Genomic DNA, 26319 nt, shown 5'->3' on the forward strand with positions numbered 1-26319 from the left:
CAGGAACCACTTCACACCATGCACATCACTTTCCAACGCTCCTTTCCCACTCCGGCGGGCATGCCGGCCTTCGCCCGTGCCGCCGCCTGTGCCTTCGCCCTGACCCTGGCCGCGCTGCCTGCCGGTGCGCAGTCCCTGCCCGGCAAGGGCATTTCCGTGCAGCCGCTGCAAAGCTCCAATGCCGAGGAAACCTTCCAGACGCTGCTGGTGTCCCGCGCGCTGCAGAAGCTCGGCTACGAGGTGCAGCCCATCAAGGAGATCGAGTACGCCACGGCCCATCTCGCGGTCGCCAACGGCGACGCCACCTTCATCGCCGACCACTGGGATCCGCTGCATGCCGACTTCTACAAGAATGCCGGCGGCGACGCGAAGCTCTGGCGCAAGGGGGCGTATTCGCCCAATGCGGTCCAGGGCTACCTGATCGACCGCAAGACCGCGGAGCAGTACAGGATCACCCACATCGACCAGCTCAAGGATCCGAAGCTCGCCAAGCTGTTCGACGCCAACGGCGACGGGCGCGCCGACCTCACGGGCTGCAATCCGGGCTGGGGCTGCGAGGCGGTCATCGAGCACCAGCTCAAGGATTTCGGCCTGTCGGGCACGGTCACGCACGTGCAGGGCAGCTACGCGGCGCTGATGGCCGACACCATCGCGCGCTACAAGCAGGGCAAGCCCATCCTCTACTACACCTGGACGCCCTACTGGGTGAGCGGCGTGCTGCGCCCCGGCCGGGACGTGGTATGGCTGCAGGTGCCCCGCTCCTCGCTTCCGGGCGAGCAGGCCGGCATCGACACCAAGCTGCCGGACGGCAAGAACTACGGCTTCGTGCCAAACGTGCAGAAGATCGTGGCGAACAAGGCCTTCACCGGGAAGAACCCGGCTGCGGCGAAGCTCTTCGAAGTGATGCAGTTGCCGGTGGCCGACATCAACGCGCAGAACCTCGCGATGCAGAAGGGCGAAAACCGGCAGACCGACATCGAGCGCCACGTGGACGGCTGGATCCGGGCGCACCAGCAGACCTTCGACGGCTGGATCGCGCAGGCGGCGGCAGCCGGCCACTGAGGCGGTCGCCCACGGGGGCCCGGGTCCATTTTTTCTCCTGAATCGGCGGGCACAGTCGAACCCATCCATACTGGAGGAACACAGACACCCGGCCGGCCCCGCGCCTGCCGGCACCCCTGGACCACGCAGCCCGAACCGATGCCACGACTGACCCTGCAGAGCAAAGCCTTCCTCGCGCTCAGCATCCTGCTGGCCGTGCTGCTGGCACTGTTCGTGGGGTTCTCCCGCCTGGGCCTGCAGCGGGGACTGGGCCCCTACATCGCGGAGATCGAACTCGGCCGGCTGGACTGGCTCGCGGGGCGGCTGGAACAGGTCTACGTGCTGCACGGCGGCTGGCAGACCCTGCGCACGCAGCCCGAGCTGTGGCGCCAGATGCACAAGCCCGGCGTGGCGCTGCCGCGGGCGACCTTCGGGCCCTCCCGGCCCACCCCAACTGCAAAGCATGGTGAGACATGCGACGTGGATGCCTATGCATTCGGCGACGGCAACCCGCCGTCCCCCGCCGGGGCGCCGTCCGGTAACGCCGCGCTCCCTCCCCCCGATCCCAACCAGCACGCGCTGTCGGTCCGCCTGGGGCTGATCGACAGCAACCGCCAGCTGGTCGCCGGCGTCCAGCCGGTGCAGGGCACGGCCCGGCGCGTGCTGCGCGGCCCCCGCGGCGAGGCCATCGGCCAGCTCGTGCTGCTGCCTCCGCTGGATGTGGAAACCGAGGCGGACCAGGCCTTCCTGCGCGAGCAGCTGGTGTTCGTCGCCTGGACGGGCGCTGCCGGCCTGGTCCTGGCGCTCTGGCTGTCCTGGTGGCTGGCGCGGCGCTGGCTGGCCCCCATCGGTGCGCTGGTCCACGGGGCACGCCGGGTGGCCGGTGGACGGCTGGACACGCGCGTGCCGGTGCAGGGCGACGACGAACTGGCGCGACTCGCCTCCACGTTCAACGACATGGCGGAGCAGCTCGCGAACATGGAAGCCTCGCGCCGCCAGTGGATCGGCGACGTGGCGCACGAACTCCGCACGCCCCTGGCGGCCATGCGCGCGGAAATCGAGGCCGTGCAGGACGGCGTGCGCACCTTCGATGACAGGACGGCGCTGCGCCTGCACCGGCAGGTGATGCGGCTGATCCAGCTGGTGGGCGACCTGCGCGCGAGCCTGGACGCCGCGGGCGACGCCACGCCCACGGCCCCGGAACCCGTGCAGCCGCTGCCCCTGCTGTCGGAGGCCGTCGCCTCGATGCAGGCGCGCTTCGACAACACCGGCATCGCCCTGGACACGTCGGCCGTGGACGCCTGCGCGGGCAGCCATCCGCCGCCGGTGGTGAGGGGTGACCCGGCGCAACTGCACCGCGTGTACCTCAACCTGCTGGAAAACAGCCTGCGCTACACCGAGACGGGCGGCCGGCTCTGCATCGCCGCGCGCACCGAACGCAAGGCGGGCGATGGTGCCTGGCTCGTGCTGCAATGGGACGATACGGCCCCCGGCGTCCCCGCACCGGAGCTGCCGCGCGTGTTCGACCGGCTCTACCGTGCCGAAGCCTCCCGCACCCGCGCCGCGGGCGACACCGGCGGCTCCGGCCTCGGGCTGGCCATCTGCCGGGCCATCGTGCAGGCGCACGGCGGACGGATCACCGCCGAGGCCTCGCCGCTGGGCGGCCTGCGCATTCTTCTCACCCTGCCCTTGCTGGAGACACCCATCCATGAACGATGAACCCCAACACATTCTGGTGGTCGAGGACGAGCCCGACATCGCGGATGTCGTCCTGGACTACCTTCGGCATTCCGGCTTCGAGGCCGAACACGTGGCCGACGGCCATGCCGCGATCGCCCGCCTGACCGGGCCCACGCCGCCCGACCTCACCCTGCTCGACATCATGCTGCCCGGCATGGATGGGCTGGAAGTGCTCCGGCAGGCGCGCCGGCGCACCGACCGCCCCATCATCATGCTCACGGCGCGGGTGGAGGAGGTGGACCGGCTGATCGGGCTGGAACTGGGCGCCGACGACTACATCTGCAAGCCTTTCTCGCCCCGCGAGGTCGTCGCCCGGGTGCGCACGGTGCTGCGACGCAGCACGGCCCATCCCTCGCCGGCCTCACCGGACGCGCCCCTGGTGCTGGACGAGGCGTTCTGGCAGGTGCACCTGCGTGGCACCCCCGTCTCGCTCACGCCGCGCGAGTTCCGCCTGCTGCAGGCCCTGGCGAGCCACAGCGGCCGGATCTTCTCGCGTGCCCAGCTGCTCGACATGGCATACGACGACACGCTCGACGTGAACGAACGCGCGATCGACAGCCACATCAAGAACCTGCGCCGCAAGCTGCGCGCCGCCGACGGCAGCGACCACGAATGGATCCGGTCGGTCTATGGCGTGGGCTTCTCGCTGGAGCCGCCGCAGGAGTGACGGGCCGGCCCGCCTGCGCTTCACGCTTCTTTCCCACCGGCGGGCTCTGGCGCTTCCTACAGCGCCGCGGCGCGAAACCGTGTGTGATGGTCCCAGATCCGCACACAGGCCCGTCCATGTACCTCCCTGCCGACCCATCCGCCCGCTCCCGCGACGCCGGGCCCCGCCCCGCCCCGCCGCAGCGCCTGCCCGGCGGCCTGCGCTACGTCCACCCCGACACCCTGCCGGGACTCACCCGGGTGTTGCGCGGCAAGCACTTCAAGTTCCGCACGCCCGACGGGCAATGGGTGACGGACGAGGAGGAGATCGCCCGCATCCGCAAGCTGGCGATTCCCCCGGCCTACACGAATGTCTGGATCTGCCCGCTGCCCGAAGGCCACCTGCAGGCCACCGGGCTGGACGCGCGCGGGCGCCGGCAGTACCGCTACCACCCCGAATGGCGCCAGCAGCGCGACGAGGCCAAGTTCGAACGCATGCAGGCCTTCGGCCGGGCCCTGCCCCGCATCCGGGCCCGGGTGGCGCGGGACCTCCAGCCGCGGCGCGGCGAGCCAGCGCTCTCGCGCGCGGTGGTGCTGGCGACCATCGTCCGGCTCCTGGACACCACCTTCCTGCGCGTGGGCAACGAAGAGTACGCGGCCGCCAACCGCTCCTACGGCCTCACCACGCTGCGCAACCGGCACGCGGGCGTGCGCGGCAGCACGCTGACCCTGCGGTTTCGCGGCAAGAGCGGCGTGGAGCAGCAGGCGACCGTGGACGACCCGCGCGTGGCCCGCGTGGTACGCCGGTGCCAGCAGCTGCCGGGGCAGGAACTCTTCCAGTACGAGGACGAAGACGGCACGCGGCACACCGTGGGCTCGGGCGACGTGAACGACTACCTGCACGAGATCGCAGGCACGGACGACAGCGCGCCGGGTGGCGGCATGCGCTTCACCGCCAAGGATTTCCGGACCTGGCACGGCACGGCGCAGGCCCTGGAGCTCACGCGCATCGCCTGTACCCAGCCCGAGGGCGCCCCGGTCGCGACCGCCAAGCACATCCTGGCGGAAGTGGCGCGCCAGCTGGGCAACACGCCGGCGGTCTGCAAGAAGTCCTACATCCACCCCGCCGTGCTGGAACTCGGTTCGCGACTCGCGTCGGACGCGGGGCCCGGCATGCAGGCGGTGTGGGAGCGCATCGGCGAGCGCGCCGCCGGCGCCCGGGGCCTCAGCGCCGTGGAGCGCCGGCTGATGGCCTTCCTGCAGGACACGGCCCGGGCCCGGGCACGCGCCGACAGGAGAGGCCGCGCCCGGCCTGCCACGCCGGCCCGGCGCACGCGCCGCAAGGCGCAGGCCTGAGCGGCTGCCGCGTCAGCGGCCCACCATGTTGCCGGGCACCACCCACTGGTCGAACTGCTCGCCCGTCACGTGGCCCGAAGCCACGGCCGCCTCGCGCAGCGAAGTCCCTTCCTTGTGGGCCTTCTTGGCGATGAAGGCGGCCTTGTCGTAGCCGATATGGGTATTGAGGGCCGTCACCAGCATCAGGGAGCGCTCCACCAGTTCGCCGATGCGCTCGCGGTTCGGCTCGATGCCCACGGCGCAGTGGTCGTTGAAGCTCACCATGCCGTCGGCGAGCAGGCGCACGCTCTGCAGGAAGTTGTGGGCCACCATCGGGCGGAACACGTTCAGCTCGAAATTGCCGGAGGCGCCGCCGATGTTGATGGCCACGTCGTTGCCGAAGACCTGCGCCGCCAGCATGGTCACGGCCTCGCTCTGCGTGGGATTCACCTTGCCCGGCATGATCGAGGAGCCCGGCTCGTTCTCGGGGATGGTGATCTCCCCGATGCCGCTGCGCGGGCCGCTGGCCAGCCAGCGCACGTCGTTGGCGATCTTCATCATGCTGGCCGCCAGCGTCTTGAGCGCACCGTGGGCATGCACCAGCGCGTCGCACGACGCGAGCGACTCGAACTTGTTGGGCGAGGTGACGAAGGGCAGCCCCGTCAGCCGGGCCAATTCCTTCGCCACGCCCTCGGCGTAGCCCTTGGGCGCGTTCAGCCCCGTGCCCACGGCGGTGCCGCCCAGCGCCAGTTCGCAGAGGTGTGGCAGCGCGTCGCGCACGTGCTTTTCGCCGTGCGCCAGTTGCGCCACCCAGCCGGAGATCTCCTGGCCGAGCGTGAGCGGGGTCGCATCCTGCAGGTGCGTGCGCCCGATCTTCACGATGCCGTCGAACTCCGCCGCCTTCTTCTCCAGGGTGGCGCGCAGCTTCGCGATGGCGGGCAGCAGGCGGTGGGTGAGCGCCTCCACGGCCGCCACGTGCATGGCCGTGGGGAACACGTCGTTGCTGGACTGGCTGCGGTTCACGTCGTCGTTGGGATGGACCGCCCGGCCCTCGCCGCGCTCGCCGCCGAGGATTTCGCTCGCGCGGTTGGCCAGCACCTCGTTCATGTTCATGTTGGTCTGCGTGCCGGAGCCGGTCTGCCAGACGACGAGCGGGAACTCGTCCGGATGGCGGCCGGCGGCCACCTCGTCGGCGGCGGCGATGATGGCCTCGGTCTTCTTCGCGTCCTGCAGGCCCAGGGCATGGTTCACGCTGGCCGAGGCACGCTTGACCAGGGCCAGGGCGTGGAGGATCTCGCGCGGCTGGCGCTCGCCGGAGATGTCGAAATTCTGCAGCGAGCGCTGCGTCTGCGCGCCCCAGAGCCGGTGGGCCGGGACCTCGATGGGGCCGAAAGTATCGCGTTCCGTACGGGTGGACATGGATGGATTTCCGCTGGATGGAAGATGTGAAGACTGGTGCAGCCACGCTGCGTGGGGTGCACCCCGGCAACGGCTGGCGCGTTCTCTACGGGGCCGCGCTGGCGAGGAAGCCTCGCCGCGCAGCATAAGCCAACGGAACGATTCTCATCCCGACCCCTCCTGCCAAGCCCCGGTGGCCTGCAAGGTCTGTAACCAATCGATACACTAATGGACCGCGCTGCATGCTGCGGCCGCCCCCACCATGTCCGCCCTCTCCAGTTACGCCGTCACCGCATTCATGCCATCGCGCTACGATCCGCTGGTGGTGGCGGCCTCCTTCGCCATCGCGGTGCTGGCCAGCTACGTGACGCTGGACCTGGCGCGCCGGGTGCACGTCTCGCAGCGGCACATCGGTGTGGTCTGGTGGGCCGCGGGCTCGGCGGTGATGGGCACGGGCATCTGGGCCATGCACTTCCTGGGAATGCAGGCCTTCCAGCTGCCCATCGTGCTGGGCTTTTCCGGCGGCCTCACGCTGCTGTCCTGGTTCGCCGCGGTGCTGGCCTCGGCCCTGGCGCTGGGACTGGCGAGCCTGCCGCGGTTCGGCCGGTGGCAGATCCTCGTCGGCGCGGCCTTCATGGGCGCGGGCATCAGCGGCATGCACTACATCGGCATGGAAGCCATGAAGATGTCCATCGACATCGTGTGGGACCCGGTGCTGGTCGGGCTTTCGATCGCTGTGGCCTTTTTCGCGTCGGCCACCGCGCTGTACATCTTCCAGTGGCTCATCCACATCCGGCAGGACCGGCGCCGGACGTGGTACCAGGCAGCCTCTGCGCTGGTGATGGGCATCGCCATCTGCGGCATGCATTACACGGGCATGGCGGCCGCATCCTTCCCCGAAGGCGCGATCTGCCTGAGCGCCAACGGCCTGGGCGGGCCCGGCCTCACGGCCATGGTGGTGCTGTCGTCCGGCATGCTCCTGCTGAGCACGCTGTTCACATCCGTGCTGGATGCGCGCCTGCAGAGCACCGCGCGGCAGCTCAACGCATCCCTGCAGGAGAGCAATGCCCGCCTCACCGAGGCCAATGCCCAGCTGCAGAAGCAGGCCTTCGCGGACCCCCTGACCCTGCTGCCCAACCGGCTGCTGTTCGAGGACCGGCTGTCCCACGCCCTGCTGCGCCTGGACCGCCTGCGGCGCCGCGACGCCGGCCAGCGCCTGGGCGTGATGTTCGTGGACCTGGACGGCTTCAAGCCCATCAACGACTCCTTCGGCCATGCGGCGGGCGACGCCATCCTGCGCAGCGCCGCCGAACGCTTGCGGCTGCAGGCCCGCGAGAGCGATACCGTGGCCCGCGTGGGTGGCGACGAATTCCTGCTCCTGCTGGAAAACGTGAACGGCCCGGCCGACTGCCTCGCGGTGGCGCACCGGCTGCTCAACTCCCTGGGCCAGCCGTTCGAGGTGGCCGGCAAGACGGTGCAGATCGCCTGCTCCATCGGCATCGTCGTGTACCCGGACCACGGCGAGCGCGACAAGCTCGTCGCGAACGCCGACGCCGCCATGTATGCCGCCAAGCGGGCCGGCGGCAACGGCTACGCGATGTTCGAGTCGCACATGGATTCCGACGCCACGGCCCAGCTGTCGCTGCAGCACGACCTGCGGCAGGCGATCCCCCGCGGCGAACTGGCCCTGCACTACCAGCCCAAGATCGATGCCCGGCGCGGCCGCATCAACGGCGTGGAGGCGCTGCTGCGCTGGCGGCATCCGGAGCGGGGCAATGTCAGCCCGGTGGAATTCATCCCGGTGGCCGAGCGCTTCGGCCTGATCGCGCAGCTCGGCAACTGGGTGATCGAGGAGGCCTGCCGGCAGATGGCCGCGTGGACCTGGGACGGGTTGCGCATGCGCGTGGCCATCAACCTCTCGGCCTACCAGCTGCGCGAAAGCGGGCTCGCCGACCGCATCCGCGACGCCCTGCAGCGGCATGGCGTGCCGGCCTCGCACCTGCTGTGCGAGATCACGGAATCGGTCGCGATGGAAGACACGCGCGCCACCCAGCGGGCCATCGAGGAACTGGGGCGCATCGGCGTGTACCTGTCGATCGACGACTTCGGCACCGGCTACTCCAGCCTGCACTACCTGCGCAGCCTGCCGGCGCGCCAGCTGAAGATCGACCGCAGCTTCGTGCGCGACCTGGAAGAGCAGGAAGACGCCCGTGCCGTCGTGGATGCGGTGGTGCGGCTGGCGCACGCCCTGGGCCTGCGCGTGGTGGCAGAAGGCGTGGAAACGGAAGGCCAGCGCGACATCCTGGCGGCCATGCACTGCGACGAGCTGCAGGGTTTCTACTTCGCCCGGCCCATGCCGGCCGACACCCTGCTCGCCTGGGCCGTAGGCGACAAGCCCGAAGGCGCGGCGGACTTCAGCCCCTCGATCATCGACCTGCAGGCGATCGGCCCGGCTGCGGACGCACCGGCCTGAGGTTCCACCGCCCGCACGCCCCTCGCCGGGGCGCGGCGCGATAATCACGGCCGTCAGTCCTACCTACAACGCATCCCCACCATGAGCACCACCATCCGGTACCACGACCTCGTGGAATCCGTCGCCGCGTCCCTGCAGTACATCAGCTACTACCATCCCGCCGACTTCATCGCCCACCTGGCCCGCGCCTACGAGCGCGAGCAGAGCCCGGCGGCCAAGGACGCTATGGCGCAGATCCTCACCAACAGCAAGATGAGCGCCACCGGCCAGCGCCCCATCTGCCAGGACACCGGCATCGTCAACGTGTTCCTGAAGATCGGCATGGACGTGCGCTGGGAAGGCTTCCCCGCCGGCCAGGGCCTGGAAGATGCCGTCAACGAGGGCGTGCGCCGTGGCTACAACCACCCGGACAACACGCTGCGCGCGAGCGTCGTGGCCGATCCGCAGTTCCTGCGCAAGAACACGAAGGACAACACGCCCGCCGTGATCTTCACGCAGATCGTGCCGGGCAGCACCGTGGACATCACCGTCGCGGCCAAGGGCGGCGGCAGCGAGAACAAGTCCAAGATGGTCATGATGAACCCCAGCGACAACCTGGTGGACTGGGTGCTCAAGACCGTGCCCACCATGGGGGCCGGCTGGTGCCCTCCGGGCATGCTGGGCATCGGCATCGGCGGCACGGCCGAGAAGGCCGTCCTGCTGGCCAAGGAAAGCCTGATGGACGACCTGAACATGTACGAGCTGCAGGCCAAGGCCGCGCGCGGCGAGAAGCTCGACCAGGTGGAGGAACTGCGCCTGGAGCTGTTCGACAAGGTCAACGCCCTGGGCATCGGCGCGCAGGGCCTGGGCGGCCTCACCACCGTGCTGGACATCAAGATCAAGATGTACCCCACGCACGCGGCCTCCAAGCCCGTGGCCATGATTCCCAACTGCGCCGCCACGCGCCACGCGCACTTCGTGCTGGACGGCTCCGGCCCCGTGTACCTGGAGGCCCCGTCGCTGGACCTGTGGCCGAAGATCGACTGGGCACCCGATTACAACAAGAGCCGCCGCGTCAACCTCGACACGCTCACGCGCGAAGAGGTCGCGAGCTGGAAGCCCGGCGACACGCTGCTGCTCAACGGCAAGATGCTGACCGGCCGCGACGCCGCGCACAAGCGCATCCAGGACATGCTGGCCAGGGGCGAGAAGCTGCCCGTCGATTTCGCCAACCGCGTCATCTACTACGTGGGCCCGGTCGATCCGGTGCGCGACGAGGCCGTGGGCCCTGCAGGCCCGACCACGGCCACGCGCATGGACAAGTTCACCGAGATGATGCTGGCCGAGACCGGCCTCATCGCGATGATCGGCAAGTCCGAGCGCGGCCCGGTCGCCATCGAGGCGATCAAGAAGCACCAGTCGGCCTACCTGATGGCGGTCGGCGGCGCCGCCTACCTCGTCAGCAAGGCGATCAAGACCGCGAAGGTGGTCGGCTTCGAAGACCTCGGCATGGAAGCGATCTACGAGTTCGACGTGGTGGACATGCCCGTCACCGTGGCGGTGGATGCGGGCGGCACCAGCAAGCACATCACCGGCCCGGCCGAGTGGAGCCAGCGCATCGCCACCGGCGAATTCAAGTCGATCGGTCTCGTGGCCGCCTGACGTGCCGTCCGCCACGCAGCGCCCCATCGGTGTGTTCGACAGCGGCGTCGGCGGCCTGAGCGTGCTGCGCGCGCTGCGGGCCGAGCTGCCGCACGAGCGATTCGTCTATCTGGCCGACAGCGGCCACGCACCCTATGGCGAGCGTGGCGATGCCTACGTGGCTGCACGCACCCATGCCATCACGACGCACCTGCAGCAGGCGCACGGCATCAAGGCCCTGGTGGTGGCCTGCAACACCGCGACCGCGGCCGCCATCCATGAGGTGCGAGCCAGGCATGCCGGCATGCCGCTGGTCGGCGTGGAGCCGGCACTCAAGCCTGCGCTGGCGCTCACGCGCACCGGCCGCGTGGGCGTGATCGGCACGCGCGGGACACTGGCGAGCGCGAAGTTCCAGCGCCTGCAGGCCTCGCTGCAGGGTGCCGTCGAGTTCGTGGTGCAGCCCTGCGACGGGCTGGCCCACGCCATAGAGCGCAGCACGGCCGACACCCAACCCGACGCGCCGGCCACCGCCGAGATCCGCGCGCTCTGCGCCCGGTACACCGCGGCGCTCGGCCCGTTCGGCACCGCCCCCGGCGAGATCGACACGCTCGTGCTGGGCTGTACCCATTACATCTTCGCCGAGGATGCGCTGCGCGCGCACACCGGCCCGCAGGTGCGCCTGGTGGAAACGGGCGAACCCGTGGCGCGCCAGACACGCCGGCTGCTCGAGGCGACCGGCACCCTGGCCGCAGCCCACGGGCCGGCCTCGGGCACGGCGAGCCTCTTCACGACCGGGTCCCTGCCCCTGCTGCAGGCGGCGGCACACCGCTGGCTTCAATTGCCCGCATCGGCATGCGCCATGGTGGAGATGCTCCAGGAAGCGGCCTGAACCAGAACCCACGGCGGTTTCAGCGCACGGCCTACACGGCGGGGCCAGGGACTGTACGAGGCTGTGGAATCCGCGCGTGCCGTGTGCACGCAGCGCTTTCCCGGCCTTGCAGCACCCCACGGAACCACGATGGAACACCACGCCCAGCCCCCCCTCTCGCGGCGCGATCTGCTGATCGCCAGCGCTTCATCGGCGGCGGCATCCGCCATGCCGGCCTCCGCGGCAAGCGCGCCGGAGGCGGCCCCGGCGCCGGTCCACGCCGCAGTCCGCCTCAGCGTCAACGGTACGGCGCATGAGCTCCACCTCGATACCCGCACCACCCTGCTGGACGCGCTGCGCGAGCATCTGCGCCTGACCGGAACCAAGAAGGGCTGCGACCATGGCCAGTGCGGAGCCTGCACGGTGCTGGTGGACGGCCGGCGCGTGGTGTCGTGCCTCAGCCTGGCGGTGATGCACCCGGGCGCGAGCGTGACCACCATCGAAGGCCTGGGCACGCCCGCCGCGCCGCACCCGTTGCAGGCCGCCTTCGTCAAGCACGACGGCTACCAGTGCGGCTACTGCACGCCGGGCCAGATCTGCTCTGCCGTAGGCGCGCTCGACGAGTTGCGCCGCGGCGCACCCAGCCATGCCAGCGCCGACATCGTGGCCCAGCCCGTGCTGTCGGCCGAGGAGCTGCGCGAGCGCATGAGCGGCAACCTCTGCCGCTGCGGCGCCTATTCCAACATCGTGGATGCCATCACCGAAGTCGCGGAGGCTTGAGACATGAAGCCTTTCAGCTACGAACGCGCGACCTCGCCCGCGCAGGCCGCGGCCGCCATCGCCGCCCGGCCAGGCGCCAAATTCATCGCCGGCGGCACCAACCTGCTGGACCTGATGAAGCTGCAGATCGAGGCGCCGGCCCACCTGGTGGACGTGAACGGCATCGGCCTGGACACCGTGGAGCCCACGCCGCAGGGCGGGCTGCGCATCGGCGCGCTGGTGCGCAACAGCGACCTGGCCGCCCATCCGCGCGTGCGGCGCGACTACGGCGTGCTCACGCGCGCCCTGGTGGCGGGTGCATCGGGCCAGCTGCGCAACATGGCGACCACCGCCGGCAACCTGCTGCAGCGCACGCGCTGCCCGTACTTCTACGACACCCACATGCCCTGCAACAAGCGCCAGCCGGGCAGCGGCTGCTCGGCCATCGGCGGCTTCAGCCGCCAGCTCGCGGTGCTGGGGACCAGCGACGACTGCATCGCCACCCACCCGAGCGACATGGCCGTAGCGATGCGCGTGCTCGACGCCACGGTGGAAACCGTGCGCGCCGATGGGGCGACACGCGTCATCCCCATCGCCGATTTCCACCGGCTGCCGGGCAACACCCCGCACATCGAGACCGCGCTGCAACCGGGCGAACTCATCACCTCGGTCACGCTGCCCGCGCCGGTGGGAGGCACGCACATCTACCGCAAGGTGCGCGACCGGGCCTCCTACGCCTTCGCGCTGGTGTCGGTCGCTGCCATCGTGCAGCGCGACAGCACGGGCCGCGTGGCGCTGGGCGGCGTGGCGCACAAGCCCTGGCGGGTGGAAGCCGCCGAGGCCGCCCTGCCGCAGGGCGCCAAGGCCGTGGCGGACCAGTTGCTGGCCGGCGCCCGGCCCACGCACGAGAACGCCTTCAAGCTGCCCCTGGCCGAGCGTACGCTGGCCGCAGCCCTTTCCCAGGCCCGGAGCTGACCGCCATGAAGTTCGACACCCCCGCCACCGCCAACCCCATCGACCAGCTGAAAGTGGTGGGCCGGCCGGTGAACCGCATCGACGGCCTGCTCAAGACCACCGGCACCGCGCCCTACGCCTACGAACGGCACGACGTCGCACCCGGCGCGGCCTACGGCTTCGTCGTGGGGTCCGCCATCCCGCGCGGCACCATCCGCCACATCGACCTGGAGCGTGCCCGGCATGCCCCCGGGGTGCTGGCCATCGTCACGGCGCAGTCGGCCGGCAAGCTGGGCCAGGGCAGGATGAACACCGCGCCGCTGCTGGCCGGCCCGCAGGTCGCTCACTACCACCAGGCCGTGGCGCTGGTGGTGGCCGAAACCTTCGAGCAGGCCCGCGCCGCCGCGCAGCTGGTACGCGTGGAGTACGACCGCCAGCCCGGACGCTACGACCTGGCCGCCGCCAAGGACACGGCCACCCCACCCAAGGACATCAACGGCGACGCGCCCGACACCGCCGTGGGCGACTTCCCGGGTGCCTTCGCGGCCGCCCCCGTGCAGATCGATGCCACCTACACCACGCCAGACCAGTCGCACGCCATGATGGAGCCGCATGCCACCATCGCAGCCTGGAAGGGCGACCAGCTCACCGTGTGGACCTCGAACCAGATGATCGCCTGGGGCCAGGGCGAACTCGCGAAGACACTGGGCATCCCGAAGGACAAGGTGCGGCTGGTGTCGCCCTTCATCGGCGGCGGATTCGGCGGCAAGCTCTTCCTGCGGGCCGATGCGCTGCTGGCGGCCCTCGGCGCCCGCGCGGCGAAGCGGCCGGTCAAGGTGGCGCTGCAGCGCCCGCTGATGATGAACAACACCACGCACCGGCCGGCCACCATCCAGCGCGTGCGCATCGGCGCCGATGCCGGCGGCAAGATCCTCGCCATCGCCCACGAGTGCTGGTCGGGCGACCTGCCCGGCGGCGAGGCCGACGGCGCCGTCGATCAGACCCGCAAGCTCTACGCCGGCGCGAACCGCATGACCGCCACGCGCCTGGCCGAGCTGCACCTGCCCGAGGCCAACGCCATGCGCGCGCCCGGCGAGGCCACCGGCCACATGGCGCTCGAAGTCGCCATGGACGAGCTGGCCGAGAAGCTGGGCATGGACCCGGTGGAGCTGCGCATCCGCAACGACACGCAGGTCGTGCCCGATACCACCGGCGAAAAGGGCAGCGGAGGCAAGCAGGCGGAGAAGCCTTTTTCGCAGCGCCAGCTGGTGCAGTGCCTGCGCCTGGGCGCCGAACGCTTCGGCTGGAGCCAGCGCAGCCCGCAGCCGGCGCAGCGCCGCGACGGCCGCTGGTGGGTGGGCCTGGGCGTGGCGGCGGCCTACCGCGGCGCGCCGGTGATGAAGTCCGCCGCCCGCGTGCGGCTGGACGGGCAGGGCCGCATCGCGGTCGAGACCGACATGACCGACATCGGCACCGGCAGCTACACCATCATCGCCCAGACCGCCGCCGAGATGATGGGCGTGCCGCTCTCGCGCGTGGCGGTGCGGCTGGGCGATTCCGACTTTCCCGTCTCCGCCGGTTCCGGCGGGCAGTGGGGGGCGGCCAGCGCCACCTCGGGCGTCTATGCCGCCTGCGTGAAGCTGCGCGAGGCCGTGGCGCGCAAGCTGGGCCTGGACCCGGCCGCCGCCCGCTTCGAGGGCGGCCAGGTGTCGGCCGCAGGCCGCAGCCTGGCGCTGGCCGATGCCGCGTCCGGCGGCGAGCTGGTGGCCGAGGACGGCATCGAATTCGGCGTGCTGGAGAAGGAAACCCAGCAGTCCACCTTCGGCGCCCATTTCGTCGAGGTGGCCGTGGATGCATTCACTGCCGAAGTGCGCGTGCGCCGCATGCTGGCGGTGTGCGCGGCGGGCCGCATCCTCAACCCCCTCTCGGCGCGCAGCCAGGTGATCGGCGCCATGACCATGGGCGTGGGCGGCGCGTTGATGGAAGAACTCGCGGTGGACACGCGCCTGGGCTTCTTCGCCAACCACGACCTGGCCGGCTACGAGGTGCCGGTGCATGCCGACATTCCGCACCAGGAGGTCGTGTTCCTGGACGAGCCCGATCCCCGCGCGTCGCCCATGAAGGCCAAGGGCGTGGGAGAGCTGGGCATCTGCGGCGTGAGCGCGGCCATCGCCAATGCCATCTACAACGCGACCGGCGTGCGCGTGCGGGATTACCCCGTCACGCTGGACAAACTGATCGCCGGGCTTCCGCGCACGGCCGGCTGAGCACGGCGCTACCCGCGTGTCCGGTTTTTCGGGACCGGCACCGTGAATGGGTGGAGGGCCTTGCCGTGCCGGGTCAATCCCGCCAGAGCGGCGCCCCGCCCCCTTCCAGGTAGGTCAGGTACACGCGGGTATCGAACTCGTACTGGTGGTAGCCCGGCTCCATGGATTCGCACAGCTGGTAGAAGGCCTTGCCATGGTCCCGCTCGCGCAGGTGGGCCAGTTCATGCACCACGATCATGCGCAGGAACTCGTCCGGCACCTGCTTGAACATGGACGCCACGCGGATCTCGTGGCGGGCCGCCAGCCGGCCGCCCTGCACCCGCGACGAGGCCGTGTGCAGGCCCAGGGCATGGCGCATGACGTGGATCTTGCTGTCGAACACCACCTTGTTGACCGGCGCCGCATGGCGCAGGTGGCGGGCCCGGAGGTCGGCCGCATAGCGGTAGAGGGATTTGTCGTCGCGCACGGCATGCGGGCGCGGATACCTGCGCAGCAGCACGCTGCCCAGTTCCGAGGCCTCGGCCAGCGCGGCCACCTGGGCACGCAAGCCCTCGGGATAGCCCTGCAGGTAGGGCATGGGATGGCGGGGAGGAAGGGAAGATGCAGGCATGCGGAAATCACGTCCCGGGGCCGCCGCGGTACCGGAGGACGCGGCACCCCGCCGGGCAGCAGGAACAGGCGCGAAACAGGAAGCGCCGCGCGATCAGTGCAGGTGGCGGGGCCTGCGGCCGCCGCCGCCGTGCCCCCCGCCGCCGGGGCCGCCAGACCCGCGCGGGGGCTTGCCGATCTCCAGCGAATTCACCAGGGCGTCGAAGCGCTGCGAGAACAGCTTGTCGATCTCGGCCACCACGCCGCCCAGCTCGGCGCCGTCGAAATGGCGCTCCATCATGTGGACCACGTCCTGCACCAGCAGGTCGCGCTGCACCTGCATGATGGCCGCGGGCGTCGGGCCCACGAAGAGCATGACGAAATCATCGCGCGCCTCGGTGCCGTCGTCTTCCTCGTCCTCGTCGAACTCGGTGTCGTAGAAGGTCACCTCGAGGGCGGCCCCCTGCTCGGACAGTTCGTTGAGGCTCATGCACATCTCGTCGAGCGACTGGCGGAAATCCTCGTCGCCGTGCACCGTCCAGCAGATGTTCAGCACGTGCTCCTTGGCATCGAACTCGATGCCGGGCTCTTCCTCGTAGGCGCTGGCCGCGCCGTCGGCCAGCGAACGGGCGCCCGCGTACTTCCAGAGCGGCTTGAGCGCGTCCTGCAACTGCTCGAACGTGGTGTCGGCACGCATCTGCACCTGGCCGTGGACATGGATTTCAAAAGGAGCGTTGTAACTTGACATGATCGAATCGTAGTGGTGCCCCGAGCCGGGATCGAACCGGCACGCCCCTTCGCAGGAAGCGGCGGATTTTAAGTCCGCAGTGTCTACCAATTTCACCATCGGGGCGCCGGCTGCGCCGCCCGGGCTCCGGACCTGAGCGTAACCCCGGAGCGGGGTGCGTGCAATGTCCGCATGGCCTCCCGGGGGACAGGCAGGCGATGCCTGCCTGCACGGCAAAGTGAAAAGGGAAGCCGCAGCTTCCCTTGTATCGACCGAAATGGGTGCCGTGCGTTCCGGCAGTTGCGCCGCGGCCGCAGGGCACCTCACCCTGGCCGCGGAAACCGTCCATTATGTACCAAGTCGGGCGAAGCCCTCTCTCCGGGGGCCTCGCGCACCGGAGACGCTTCAGGCCTCCTCGTACTCGATGGCGAAATCGCTGTCCGCCACGCCCAGGCGGATGTGGCGGATCGACTTCGAATCGACCGAACTCTGCAGGAAGCGCATGGCCAGCCGCGGCAGCAGGTTCTGTGTGATGATCCCGTCCACCATCCGGGCGCCGGATTCCACCTCGGTGCAGCGCTGGCGGATGAGCTGCACGGCGGCATCGTCGATGTCCAGCACGGCGCCGTGGCGCTCGGCGATGCGCGTCTGGATGCGCTGGAGCTGCAGGCGGATGATCTGCTCGAGCATCGCATCCGAGATCGGGTAGTAGGGCACCACCACCAGCCGGCCCAGCAGCGCGGCCGGGAACTTCTCCAGCAGCGGCTTGCGCACCGCCTGGGCCAGCGCCTCGGGCTGGGGCGCCAGCTCCGGGTCCCGGCACATGCCGGCGATCAGTTCCGAGCCCACGTTCGAGGTCAGGATGATGACTGTGTTCTTGAAGTCGATGTAGCGGCCCTCGCCGTCTTCCATCCAGCCCTTGTCGAACACCTGGAAGAACAGCTCGTGCACGTCCGGGTGGGCCTTCTCGATCTCGTCGAGCAGCACCACGCTGTAGGGGCGGCGGCGCACCGCCTCGGTCAGCACGCCGCCCTCGCCGTAGCCCACGTAGCCGGGCGGTGCGCCCTTGAGCGTGGAGACCGTGTGCGCCTCCTGGTACTCGCTCATGTTGATGGTGATGAGGTTCTGCTCGCCGCCGTACAGCGCCTCGGCCAGCGACAGCGCGGTCTCGGTCTTGCCGACGCCCGAGGGGCCGGCCAGCAGGAACACGCCGATCGGCTTGCCCGGGTTGTCCAGCTGGGCACGCGCGGTCTGGATGCGCCGCGTGATCGCCTCCAGGCCGTGGCGCTGGCCGATCACCCGCTTCTCCAGCGTATCGGCGAGCGTCAGCACGGACTGCACCTCGTCGCGCACCATGCGGCCCACGGGAATGCCCGTCCACTCGGCCACCACCGCGGCCACCACGCCTGCGTCCACCACGGGCTGCAGCAGCGGGTCCTCGCCCTGCAGGCGGGCCAGATCCTGGCGCAGCGCGCCCAGCGCCTCGGAGGTGGCCGCCCCCTGGGGCGCCGCCGCGCCCTCCACCGCACCGGTGGCAGCCGCCTCGCCGCTGCCGGCTTCTCCGGATGCCGGCGCCGCCCCGGTTCCGGCAGGCTGGCCGGCCGGCTTCAGCAGCGCGGCCTCCGCGTCCACGATCTGCTGCACCAGCACCTTCTCGCGCTCGAACCGCTCCTGCAGTTCGGCCTTCTCGGCCAGCAGGCGCTCGATCGCCGTGCCGATGTCGGCGAAGCGGCCCGCATCACCGACGCCCAGGCCCAGTTCGCGCTGCACGATGCCCTTCTCGACCTCCAGCGCCTCCAGTTGCCGCACCACCGACTCCAGTCGTGCCGGCGTGGCATGCAGCCCCAGCGCCACGCGCGAACAGGCCGTGTCCAGCAGGCTCACGGCCTTGTCGGGCAGCTGGCGCGAGGGGATGTAGCGGTGCGACAGCGTGACCGCGGCGGCCACGGCGTCCTCGCCGATGCGCACCTTGTGGTGGCCCTCGAGCTTGGCGGCCACGCCGCGCAGCATGTGCACAGCCTTGGCCTCGTCCGGCTCGTGGATCTGCACGAGCTGGAAGCGCCGGGTCAGCGCCGGATCCTTCTCGATGTATTTCTTGTACTCGGCCCAGGTGGTCGCGCCGATGGTGCGCAGCACGCCGCGCGCCAGCGCCGGCTTGAGCAGGTTGGCGGCATCGCCCGTGCCCGCCTGCCCGCCCGCGCCGACCAGCGTGTGCACTTCGTCGATGAACAGCACGATCGGCACCGTGCTGGCCTGCACCTCGTCGAGCAGCGAGCGCAGCCGGTTCTCGAACTCGCCTTTCATGCTCGCGCCGGCCTGCAGCAGGCCGATGTCCACCACGCGCAGCTGCACGTCCTTGAGCGGCGGCGGCACGTCGCCCGCCGCGATGCGCAGCGCCAGGCCCTCCACCACCGCGGTCTTGCCCACGCCGGCCTCGCCGACCAGGATGGGGTTGTTCTGGCGCCGGCGCATGAGGATGTCCACCATCTGGCGCACTTCCTCGTCGCGGCCGGTGACCGGGTCGAGTTCCTGCAGGCGCGCGCGCTCCGTCAGGTCCACCGTGTAGCGCTTCAGCGCCTCGCCGGGCCCGGCCGCCTCGGCGGTGGCGCCGCTCGCCTCGCCGGGCACGCCGCCCAGGCCGCTGCCGTCCGCCGCCTTCAGGCGCGATTCCGGGGAATCCGGCAGCAGGCGGCCGAACACCTCGCTCAGGGCGGGCTCGCCCAGCTTGTTGAACTCCGCCGAGATCGCGCGCAGCTCGTTGGCCAGCACGCGCGTGCGCAGCATGCCGGAGAGCCAATACGCGCTGCGGATCTGCGATTCGCCGTACATCAGCGTGGCATACACCCAGCCGCGCTCGATCGAGGATTCGATCTGCGCCGAGAAATCGCTGATCGACGTCGCGCCGCGCGGCAGGCGGTCCAGGCTCTGCAGCACGTCGGTGGCGAGCCGGTCGGAATCCACCGCGAAATGGCGCAGCAGACGGATCAGGTCGGAATCGGTCTCCTGCAGCAGCTGGTGCAGCCAGTGCACCAGCTCCACGTACGGGTTGCCGCGCAGCTTGCAGAACACGGTCGCGCTTTCCAGCGACTTGAAGAGCAGGGGATTGAGCTTGCCGAAAAGGGCTTGCCGGCTGATTTCAGACATGGGACCTCGCGGATGGAAATGGAAATCGGTGAAGGGGTGAAAAGGTACGGAACAGGCAACGGTGCCCCACGCTAGGACGCCTCGGCCTCGGCAACAGGGGCCGGCCCGGCCTGTGCACCCCGGTCGGGCCGCCTGCGCGACGCCAGCCACAGTTCGGGATCGAGCCGGAAGTCGTCCGGATCGCGCTGCGCGGGGCCGGAGAACGACCACGTCGTCCATCCCAGGCGGACGCTGCCGCCGAGCTGGCAGGGCGGGACATCCTCGCGGCGCAGGATCAGCTCGTAATCCCAGGCGAACTCGATGCCGACGTAGTTGCGCACCCAGTCCACCAGCGCCCGGAAATCTTCGCCGCCCGGCAGGAAGCGCTCGTACTGCGCGAGCGGCAGCGGCCCGATGCGCAGCCGGAACTTGCCCTGCGCGTCGGGCACGCGGCTGCCCACCACCGTGTCCACGCCCAGGCGCGCGTTGCGCGGCACGCGCGACAGCGTGGTCTGCTGCTCCGGGTCCAGCTCCAGGTAATGCAGCGTGAACTCGACCAGCTCCACCGGCACTTCGAAGAAGATCCGCAGGGCCGACACCAGGCCTTCGGGATTGCGTGTCCAGCGCGTCCAGTGGCCCGCCAGGTACTGCTTGGCATGGTCCGGCACGGTGTCGCGATCGCGCTGCGACGCCTCGCCATAGCCGATCAGGCTGCGCAGGTGCCGCCCGAACAGGTCGTTGTCCGGGCGGTCGAGCGAGGTCACCGGCTGCGCGTCGGACCACGCCCGGAAGAACAGCAGCAGCAGCCGGTGGTGGAAGATGTCCGAGAAGCGCGCGATCGTCGGGTCGTCGTGCTGCCGCAGCCGCTCGCGCACGTACTCGGTCAGGTGCGTGGGCAGCGGCCCGTTGGGACCATAGAGGCCGAAGTTCCAGACCGTGAGGCGCTCGGGCTGGCCGGCCGTGGCCGGCAGCACTTCCGCGAGGGTCGCGGGCGCGAAGGCCAGCGACGGATCCTGGCCCAGGCGCAGCGGCTCGTCCCGCGGCCGCAGGGCCTTGCCGAAGCGCGGATGCCCGCGGCTTCGCGCCTGCAGCACGCGCAGCGCGAAGAAGAGGTCGAACGGATGCGGATCGCGCCGCAGCCGCTGCCAGAACCCCGAGGCATCCAGGCCGGCGTGCGGCGCCGTTCCCGGCCCCGGCTGCGGTCCCGGCTCCGGCATCGCGGAGGCCTCCGGCGCGGGCACGCGCTCGCTCATGCCGCGGGCCTCTGGCCGGGACGCACCTTCCAGCGCGCGATCGATCCCCGCTGCCGCGACCGCAGCGACAGTTCGGTGTAGCTGTTGACGCCCACGTGCCGGGCGAAGAAGCGCTCCAGGATCGACGCGAGGGGCCAGGGGCTCACGCCCGCGAGCGGCCCTTCGTCCACCCCCAGGGTGATGCCAACGCCGCGGCCATAGACCAGTTGCCCGTGCTGCGGAAGCCGGCGCGTGACCGGCGCGATCGCCAGCGAGCGGATCGCCGCGATCTGCCCGGACAGGTCTCGGTCCCCATGGTCGATGTAGAGCCGCAACAGATCGCGCAGCGTCGCCGCGCCCTCTTCCTCCGACAGATCGCTCATCGCGAGGTAGTTGAGGGACAGGTGCGAGATCAGCCGCCAGGTCATCTCGTTCTCGGCGATGCTGGCCGTGGGCCGCGTCGGGCCGGCCACCGTGCGCACCGAGGCCACGGGTGCGGATTCCACCAGGGTGAAGTCGCTCTGCTCGCCCTTGCCTGCCATGAGCAGCGGCAGGTCGCGGTTGGTGCACAGCACCCGCACGCTGAGCTGCTTGAGATCGTCCGCGAACGGCGCCGCGCGCTGGTCCACCAGCGAGATGAACACCTCGCTGCCCAGGTACTGCGTGCGCGGCCCGAAACGGGTCGCATGTTCCGAAAAGAGGCGCGGCTCCCTGCGCACGGCGAAATAGGCCTGTTCGCTCGCGCGCAGGCCGTGCACCGATGCGAAGAACGGCACGAAATCCTGATCCTTGAGCTGGCCTTCGCGGTGGCCCGTCACCGCCAGGACGGAATAGACCTCGAAGTCGCGCGGCCGCGTCCGGTCCGGCACCACGTGGTATTCGTTGACGCCCGGGGACACATGGATGCGGTCGGCCGGACGCTCGAACAGGTTGATCGCCGGCACGCAGTGCAAAAGGAACTTGTGGCGGTCCACCTGCGCCTCCAGCGAAGGCTGTGCGCGCCGCAGCAGCAGCGTGATCCCGACCTGCGCACCCGGCACGCGGTCGAGCGCTTCCCGCAGCCCCCGGATCGAGAAAAAGCGGAACCGCGCGGGGAACGCGAAATACTCGTGCAGCAGGCGGTGCCCCTGGAACGCCCGGTGCGTGTAGGGCAGCAGGGCCTGGGACTGCTCATGCCCCTCCGGCTGCACGGACTCCGCCGGCAACTGGGCCCAGACCTTGGAAGCGTCCTGCGGGTCGTGCACGATCACGCCCATGACGGACTCGTGGATCAGCTCCTGCAGGTGCGACGCCACGGCGTCCCCCGCCGAAATGTGCAGGTCGAGCCGGTCCATGCGCAGGTTGCGCCACTGCGCGGCGCCGCGCACCGACAGCGTGAAACGCAGGTGCCCCGCGGCCTCCTCCGCCAGGCCGAAGCGCGACAGCGGCAGGTCCAGCGGAGGCCCTCCCAGGCGGGCCTGCAGCAGGTCGATGGGCCAGAGCGTGACCGCGTGCCCGGTGCGGAAGTCGCACGGCGTCTGGTCTTCCGCGGTCTTGCGCCCGCGGATCACGCTGCCGGCCTCCAGGGTGTAGCCCTCGACCAGGCTGCCTTCCGTGCCGCTGGGCTCCATCTGGACGACCACCATCGACGGCGTCGGCGCCAGGTAGTGGGGGCAGACCATCTCCAGGATGCGTTGGGAGAGGCGCGGAAACTCCGCGTCCATCTTCATCTGGATGCGCGCCGTGAGGAAGCTGAAGCCCTCGAGCAGCCGCTCCACGTACGGATCGGCCACCTCCAGTTCGCGCAGCGACAGGCGCCCGGCGACCTTCGGGAAGGCGGCAGCGAACTCCGCGCCCAGTTCGCGCAGGTAGCTCAGCTCCCGGTTGTAGTACTCGACCAGCCGCGGATTCATGTCAGAAAAGCTCCAGGCCGCGCCACCGCGGCCATCAGTCGGGCCTGCCCGGGGCAGCCCATTGCATGCAGCCTCACCGCTGCTCGGAGACGGACACCTGCCCGGTCTCCAGGTCGAGGCTGGTCTTGAGCAGCAGCTCCAGCGGATAGGGCGACGACCAGAACTGGCACCGGATTTCGAACTGCAGGGTGTTGTGGTGGTTGAACAGCTTGCTGGAGGGCGCCAGCGTCACGCTCAGGGTATGGGGCAGGATGCGGGGCTCGTGCTGGAGGATCGACTTCAGGATGGCCGCTTCCACGTCCTTCCAGTCCAGCTCCGACAGCAGTTGGCCGGCCAGCGGCTTCATGCCGAAGTTCAGCACGGACCGCTCGGCGTGGGGCAGTCCTTCGAAATCGATGTGCGACGACGCGTCCGACGCGTTGAGCAGCCAGTTCAGGTCGCGCAGCAGCGCCTGCCGCAGGCGCGCCTCGGTCACATAGACCGCTTCGGCCCGCTCCGTGCGCCGGGAGGGCTCGTGGTCGGTCAGCCGGTCCAGCAGCGCCGGCTGCAGCCGGTCCTTCCCGTGCCCGTACTTCTCCCTGCCCTGCGTCGCCATGGCCCGCGCGCCCCGGTCAATGGGCCAGCTTCACCCGGCGCACATCGAGCAGCGCGGCATCGCCCTGGTCCGTGGCCCATACGCGCTGGCCCCAGCCCGTCGCCTGGTCGTCTCCCAGGTCGCGCCATTCGGTGGCACGCGCCAGCCGGATCTCGTCGCGCTCCGCGGTCTCGGAGCCCGGATAGCGCGTGGGAATGAAGCCATGCATCACCCCGCCGTTCTGGAGCGTGACCTCGCAGGCCGACCAGACGAGGTCGCGCAGGTCCTGCGGCTTCTCGAAGGCGATCTGGGACACGCTGGAAAACGGCACCCAGTAGTAGCTGCCGTTGGCATACAACTCGCAGACCGGGCCCAGGCGTGCGTCGGAGTCTGCGATCCACTCGAACGCCTCGCCGTCGATTTCACCGGCCGAGGCCGGTGCCTGCTCGAACGCTGCGGCGCGCAGTTCCGCGGCCTGCCCGGCACGGCCCTCGGCCAGGCACTGCAAGCCTTCCACCATCCATCCGAGCCATTCGGGCGGCTCCCCGACGATATTGGGCGTGCGCTTGCCCGCGAACACATCGCGGCGCGCCACCTCGCAGAGGATCACCTCGCGGTAGGCACGCGCCATGGCCTCCGCCTTGCGGTCCAGCTGGGCACAGATCTGCAGCTGGTCCAGCGCTTTCTGCCATTCGCCGTACACCGCCAGGACCTGGAAATAGAACACGCGCAGCGACGCATCCTGCGGCTTGGCCCGGATCGCGTCCTTGAGCTCGGCCAGCTGGCGGTCCAGCGGGCGCTTGAAATCGAAATTCATGGATTGCATGCGGTGGTCCGCAAAAGTAGTTATGGGTTCTCCGCGGGCGGGGAACCGGCGGCAGGGGCGCGCCCTGCCACGCCACCCTGCCGCCAAGCAGGCGCGGCAGGAGGCTGCCGCACGCCCCGAAGGGTCAGTTGCCCGCCTGCTTCACCGACGGCAGCTTCGAGACCAGCCGCAGGGACACGGTCAGGCCTTCGAGCTGGTAGTGCGGGCGCAGGAAGAACTTGGACGTGTAGTAGCCCGGGTTGCCTTCCACTTCGGCCACCTGCACCTCGGCCGCGGCCAGCGGCTTGCGGGCCTTGGTCTCCTGCGAGGAATTGGCCGGGTCGCCGTCCACGTAGTTCATGATCCAGTCGTTGAGCCAGCGCTCCATGTCGGAGCGCTCCTTGAACGAGCCGATCTTGTCGCGCACGATGCACTTGAGGTAGTGCGCGAAGCGGCAGCACGCGAACATGTAGGGCAGGCGCGCGGACAGGTTGGCATTGGCCGTGGCGTCAGGATCGTAGTATTCGGCCGGCTTGTGCAGCGACTGCGCGCCGATGAAGGCCGCCACGTCGGAGTTCTTGCGGTGCACCAGCGGCATGAAGCCGTTCTTGGCCAGTTCGGCCTCGCGCCGGTCGCTGATGGCGATCTCGGTCGGGCACTTCATGTCCACGCCGCCATCGTCCGTCGGGAAGGTGTGCGCCGGCAGGTTGTCCACCGCGCCGCCGGACTCCACCCCGCGGATCGAGGTGCACCAGCCGTAGTACTTGAACGAGCGGTTGATGTTCACGGCCATGGCATAGGCGGAGTTGGCCCATGCGTACTTGCTGTGGTCGCCGCCGGCCGTCTCCTCCTCGAAGTCGAACTCGTCCACCGGGTTCGTCTTGGCGCCGTACGGCAGGCGCGCGAGGAAGCGCGGCATCGCGAGGCCGATGTACTTCGAGTCGTCGGAGTCGCGCAGGCTGCGCCACGCGGCGTACTCGGTGTTGGTGAAGATCTTGGTCAGGTCGCGGGGGTTGGCCAGCTCCTGCCAGGAGTCCATCTGCATCATCGCGGGAGACGCGCCGGCGATGAACGGGCAGTGCGCGGCTGCGGACACCTTCGCCATCTCGCCGAGCAGCTCCACGTCCGGCGGGCTGTGGTCGAAATAGTAGTCGCCCACCAGGCAGCCGAACGGCTCGCCGCCGAACTGGCCGTATTCCTCTTCGTACACCTTCTTGAAGATGGGGCTCTGGTCCCAGCCCACCCCCTTGAAGCGGCGCATGTTCCGGTGCAGCTCCTTCTTGGAGATGTTCATCACGCGGATCTTGAGCAGCTCGTCCACCTCGGTGTTGTGGACCAGGTGGTGCAGGCCGCGCCAGGCGCCCTCGAGCTGCTGGAACTCGCTGTGGTGGATGATCAGGTTGATCTGCTCGGAGAGCTTGCGGTCGATCTCGGCGATGATGGCCTGGACGGTTTGGTAGGCGTCGTCGGACAGCGTGGCTGAGGCGGCCAGGGCCTGCTGCGCGAGCGTCTGCACGGCCGATTCGACCGCCTCGCGCGCCTGGTCGGTCTTGGGCTTGAACTCCTTTTGCAGCAGCGAGGTGAATTCGCTGCCCTCGAGCGTCTGGGTGCCCTGCACCGCGTCCAGAGAAGTCGTCGTGTTCATGCGGCTGTCCCTTTCACTGAGCGTCGTCGGTCTTCTCGGTCACGCCGCCGGCGGGCCGGTTGGGCATCGCGGCCAGCGACTTGAGCAGCGCCGGGTCCTTCAGCACCTTGCCGATCAGTTCCTCGGCGCCCTGCTTGCCGTCCATGTACGACAGCAGGTTGTGCAGCTGGGTGCGGGCTTCCAGCAGGGAGTTGAGGGCGCCCACCTTGCGCGCGATCGAGGCGGGGGAGAAGTCGTCCATGCTCTCGAACGTCAGGTCGATGTGCAGGCGGCCGTCGCCCGTCAGCGTGTTGGGCACGTTGAAGGAAGCGCGCGGCTTGATCGACTTCATGCGTGCATCGAAGTTGTCGATGTCGATGTCGAGGAACTTGCGGTCCGCGATCTCCGGCAGGGGCTCCACCGGCTTGCCCGAGAGGTCCGCCATCACGCCCATGACGAAGGGAATCTGCACCTTCTTCTCGGAGCCGTAGATCTCGACGTCGTACTCGATCTGCACGCGCGGGGCGCGGTTGCGGGCAATGAACTTCTGACCGCTCTTGCCGGTCTTGCTTAAGGTCACCATAGTGAAATCTTCTCTCTCGTAAGGCTAAAAACAGAGATCGGCCGGCTTCACCGCCTGTGCTGGCGCACGAC

20 protein-coding genes and 1 tRNA gene are annotated in these 26319 nt (G+C 69.8%); 10 read left to right on the forward strand and 11 right to left on the reverse strand.

The window, feature by feature from the left end:
* The first annotated feature begins 18 nt into the window (after window positions 1-18).
* The 4 genes from proX (at window position 19) to T336_RS0124250 (ending at window position 4782) form a co-directional block, all read left to right on the forward strand.
* A complete protein-coding gene (gene proX, locus T336_RS0124235) occupies window positions 19-1062 on the forward strand; it encodes a glycine betaine/L-proline ABC transporter substrate-binding protein ProX (protein WP_026434455.1) in 1044 nt (347 codons plus the stop codon).
* 138 nt (window positions 1063-1200) lie between these two features.
* Entirely contained in the window at window positions 1201-2760 is a 1560-nt protein-coding gene (locus tag T336_RS0124240) for an ATP-binding protein (RefSeq protein ID WP_019700088.1), read from the forward strand.
* Window positions 2750-3448, forward strand: coding sequence for a response regulator (locus T336_RS0124245; RefSeq protein ID WP_026434456.1), 699 nt, complete (start codon window positions 2750-2752; stop codon window positions 3446-3448). The genes T336_RS0124240 and T336_RS0124245 overlap by 11 nt, the downstream gene beginning before the upstream one ends.
* 116 nt (window positions 3449-3564) lie before the next feature.
* Entirely contained in the window at window positions 3565-4782 is a 1218-nt protein-coding gene (locus T336_RS0124250; RefSeq protein WP_026434457.1) for a DNA topoisomerase IB, read from the forward strand.
* Window positions 4783-4794: 12 nt separating this feature from the next.
* Here T336_RS0124250 and fumC read toward each other — a convergent pair whose 3' ends face one another.
* On the reverse strand, window positions 4795-6180 hold the full coding sequence (gene fumC / locus T336_RS0124255; RefSeq protein ID WP_026434458.1) for a class II fumarate hydratase: 1386 nt from the start codon (window positions 6178-6180) through the stop codon (window positions 4795-4797).
* A gap of 241 nt (window positions 6181-6421) precedes the next feature.
* Here fumC and T336_RS0124260 point away from each other — a divergent pair, with 241 nt between their 5' ends.
* From T336_RS0124260 to paoC, 6 genes are all read left to right on the forward strand, one after another.
* Window positions 6422-8632: a putative bifunctional diguanylate cyclase/phosphodiesterase gene (locus T336_RS0124260; protein WP_026434459.1), complete on the forward strand. Its 2211-nt coding sequence runs from the start codon at window positions 6422-6424 to the stop codon at window positions 8630-8632.
* A gap of 81 nt (window positions 8633-8713) precedes the next feature.
* Window positions 8714-10273 carry a fumarate hydratase gene (locus T336_RS0124265; protein ID WP_019701355.1) on the forward strand — a complete coding sequence of 520 codons (1560 nt, stop codon included), beginning with the start codon at window positions 8714-8716 and terminating at the stop codon, window positions 10271-10273.
* Window position 10274: 1 nt separating this feature from the next.
* The gene (murI, locus tag T336_RS0124270) at window positions 10275-11141 is read left to right on the forward strand and encodes a glutamate racemase (protein ID WP_019701354.1); all 867 of its coding nucleotides are present in this window, start codon (window positions 10275-10277) and stop codon (window positions 11139-11141) included.
* A gap of 129 nt (window positions 11142-11270) precedes the next feature.
* On the forward strand, window positions 11271-11900 hold the full coding sequence (gene paoA, locus T336_RS0124275) for an aldehyde dehydrogenase iron-sulfur subunit PaoA (RefSeq protein WP_026434460.1): 630 nt from the start codon (window positions 11271-11273) through the stop codon (window positions 11898-11900).
* Between the two features lie 3 nt (window positions 11901-11903).
* Window positions 11904-12854 (forward strand): FAD binding domain-containing protein, encoded by a 951-nt coding sequence (locus tag T336_RS0124280; protein ID WP_026434461.1) that lies wholly within the window; start codon window positions 11904-11906, stop codon window positions 12852-12854.
* A gap of 5 nt (window positions 12855-12859) precedes the next feature.
* Window positions 12860-15100 (forward strand): aldehyde oxidoreductase molybdenum-binding subunit PaoC, encoded by a 2241-nt coding sequence (gene paoC, locus T336_RS0124285; protein ID WP_026434462.1) that lies wholly within the window; start codon window positions 12860-12862, stop codon window positions 15098-15100.
* A 73-nt stretch (window positions 15101-15173) separates the two neighbouring features.
* On the opposite strand, the gene T336_RS0124290 is transcribed toward paoC, so the two are convergent.
* The 10 genes from T336_RS0124290 to tssB form a co-directional block, all read right to left on the reverse strand.
* Window positions 15174-15710, reverse strand: coding sequence for a M48 metallopeptidase family protein (locus tag T336_RS0124290; RefSeq protein WP_051647443.1), 537 nt, complete (start codon window positions 15708-15710; stop codon window positions 15174-15176).
* A 93-nt stretch (window positions 15711-15803) separates the two neighbouring features.
* On the reverse strand, window positions 15804-16436 hold the full coding sequence (locus T336_RS0124295; protein ID WP_026434464.1) for a DUF6806 family protein: 633 nt from the start codon (window positions 16434-16436) through the stop codon (window positions 15804-15806).
* Between the two features lie 13 nt (window positions 16437-16449).
* A tRNA-Leu gene (locus T336_RS0124300) sits at window positions 16450-16541 on the reverse strand.
* 279 nt (window positions 16542-16820) lie between these two features.
* Complete coding sequence (tssH, locus tag T336_RS0124305; RefSeq protein WP_026434465.1) at window positions 16821-19559, reverse strand: type VI secretion system ATPase TssH; 2739 nt, start codon at window positions 19557-19559, stop codon at window positions 16821-16823.
* 71 nt (window positions 19560-19630) lie between these two features.
* Window positions 19631-20791 (reverse strand): type VI secretion system baseplate subunit TssG, encoded by a 1161-nt coding sequence (gene tssG, locus T336_RS0124310; protein ID WP_019701346.1) that lies wholly within the window; start codon window positions 20789-20791, stop codon window positions 19631-19633.
* Complete coding sequence (gene tssF, locus T336_RS0124315; RefSeq protein ID WP_019701345.1) at window positions 20788-22662, reverse strand: type VI secretion system baseplate subunit TssF; 1875 nt, start codon at window positions 22660-22662, stop codon at window positions 20788-20790. Before tssF ends, tssG begins: the two co-directional genes overlap by 4 nt.
* 73 nt (window positions 22663-22735) lie before the next feature.
* Window positions 22736-23257, reverse strand: coding sequence for a type VI secretion system baseplate subunit TssE (gene tssE / locus T336_RS0124320; protein WP_019701344.1), 522 nt, complete (start codon window positions 23255-23257; stop codon window positions 22736-22738).
* A gap of 16 nt (window positions 23258-23273) precedes the next feature.
* Window positions 23274-24062 carry a type VI secretion system accessory protein TagJ gene (locus T336_RS0124325; protein ID WP_019701343.1) on the reverse strand — a complete coding sequence of 263 codons (789 nt, stop codon included), beginning with the start codon at window positions 24060-24062 and terminating at the stop codon, window positions 23274-23276.
* Between the two features lie 124 nt (window positions 24063-24186).
* Window positions 24187-25686 carry a type VI secretion system contractile sheath large subunit gene (tssC, locus tag T336_RS0124330; RefSeq protein ID WP_019701342.1) on the reverse strand — a complete coding sequence of 500 codons (1500 nt, stop codon included), beginning with the start codon at window positions 25684-25686 and terminating at the stop codon, window positions 24187-24189.
* Between the two features lie 13 nt (window positions 25687-25699).
* Window positions 25700-26248: a type VI secretion system contractile sheath small subunit gene (tssB, locus tag T336_RS0124335; protein ID WP_019701341.1), complete on the reverse strand. Its 549-nt coding sequence runs from the start codon at window positions 26246-26248 to the stop codon at window positions 25700-25702.
* Between the last annotated feature and the right edge of the window lie 71 nt (window positions 26249-26319).

The sequence above is a fragment of the Paracidovorax oryzae ATCC 19882 genome, from assembly GCF_000687165.1.
In the GTDB taxonomy this organism is placed as follows: Bacteria; Pseudomonadota; Gammaproteobacteria; order Burkholderiales; family Burkholderiaceae_C; genus Paracidovorax; species Paracidovorax oryzae.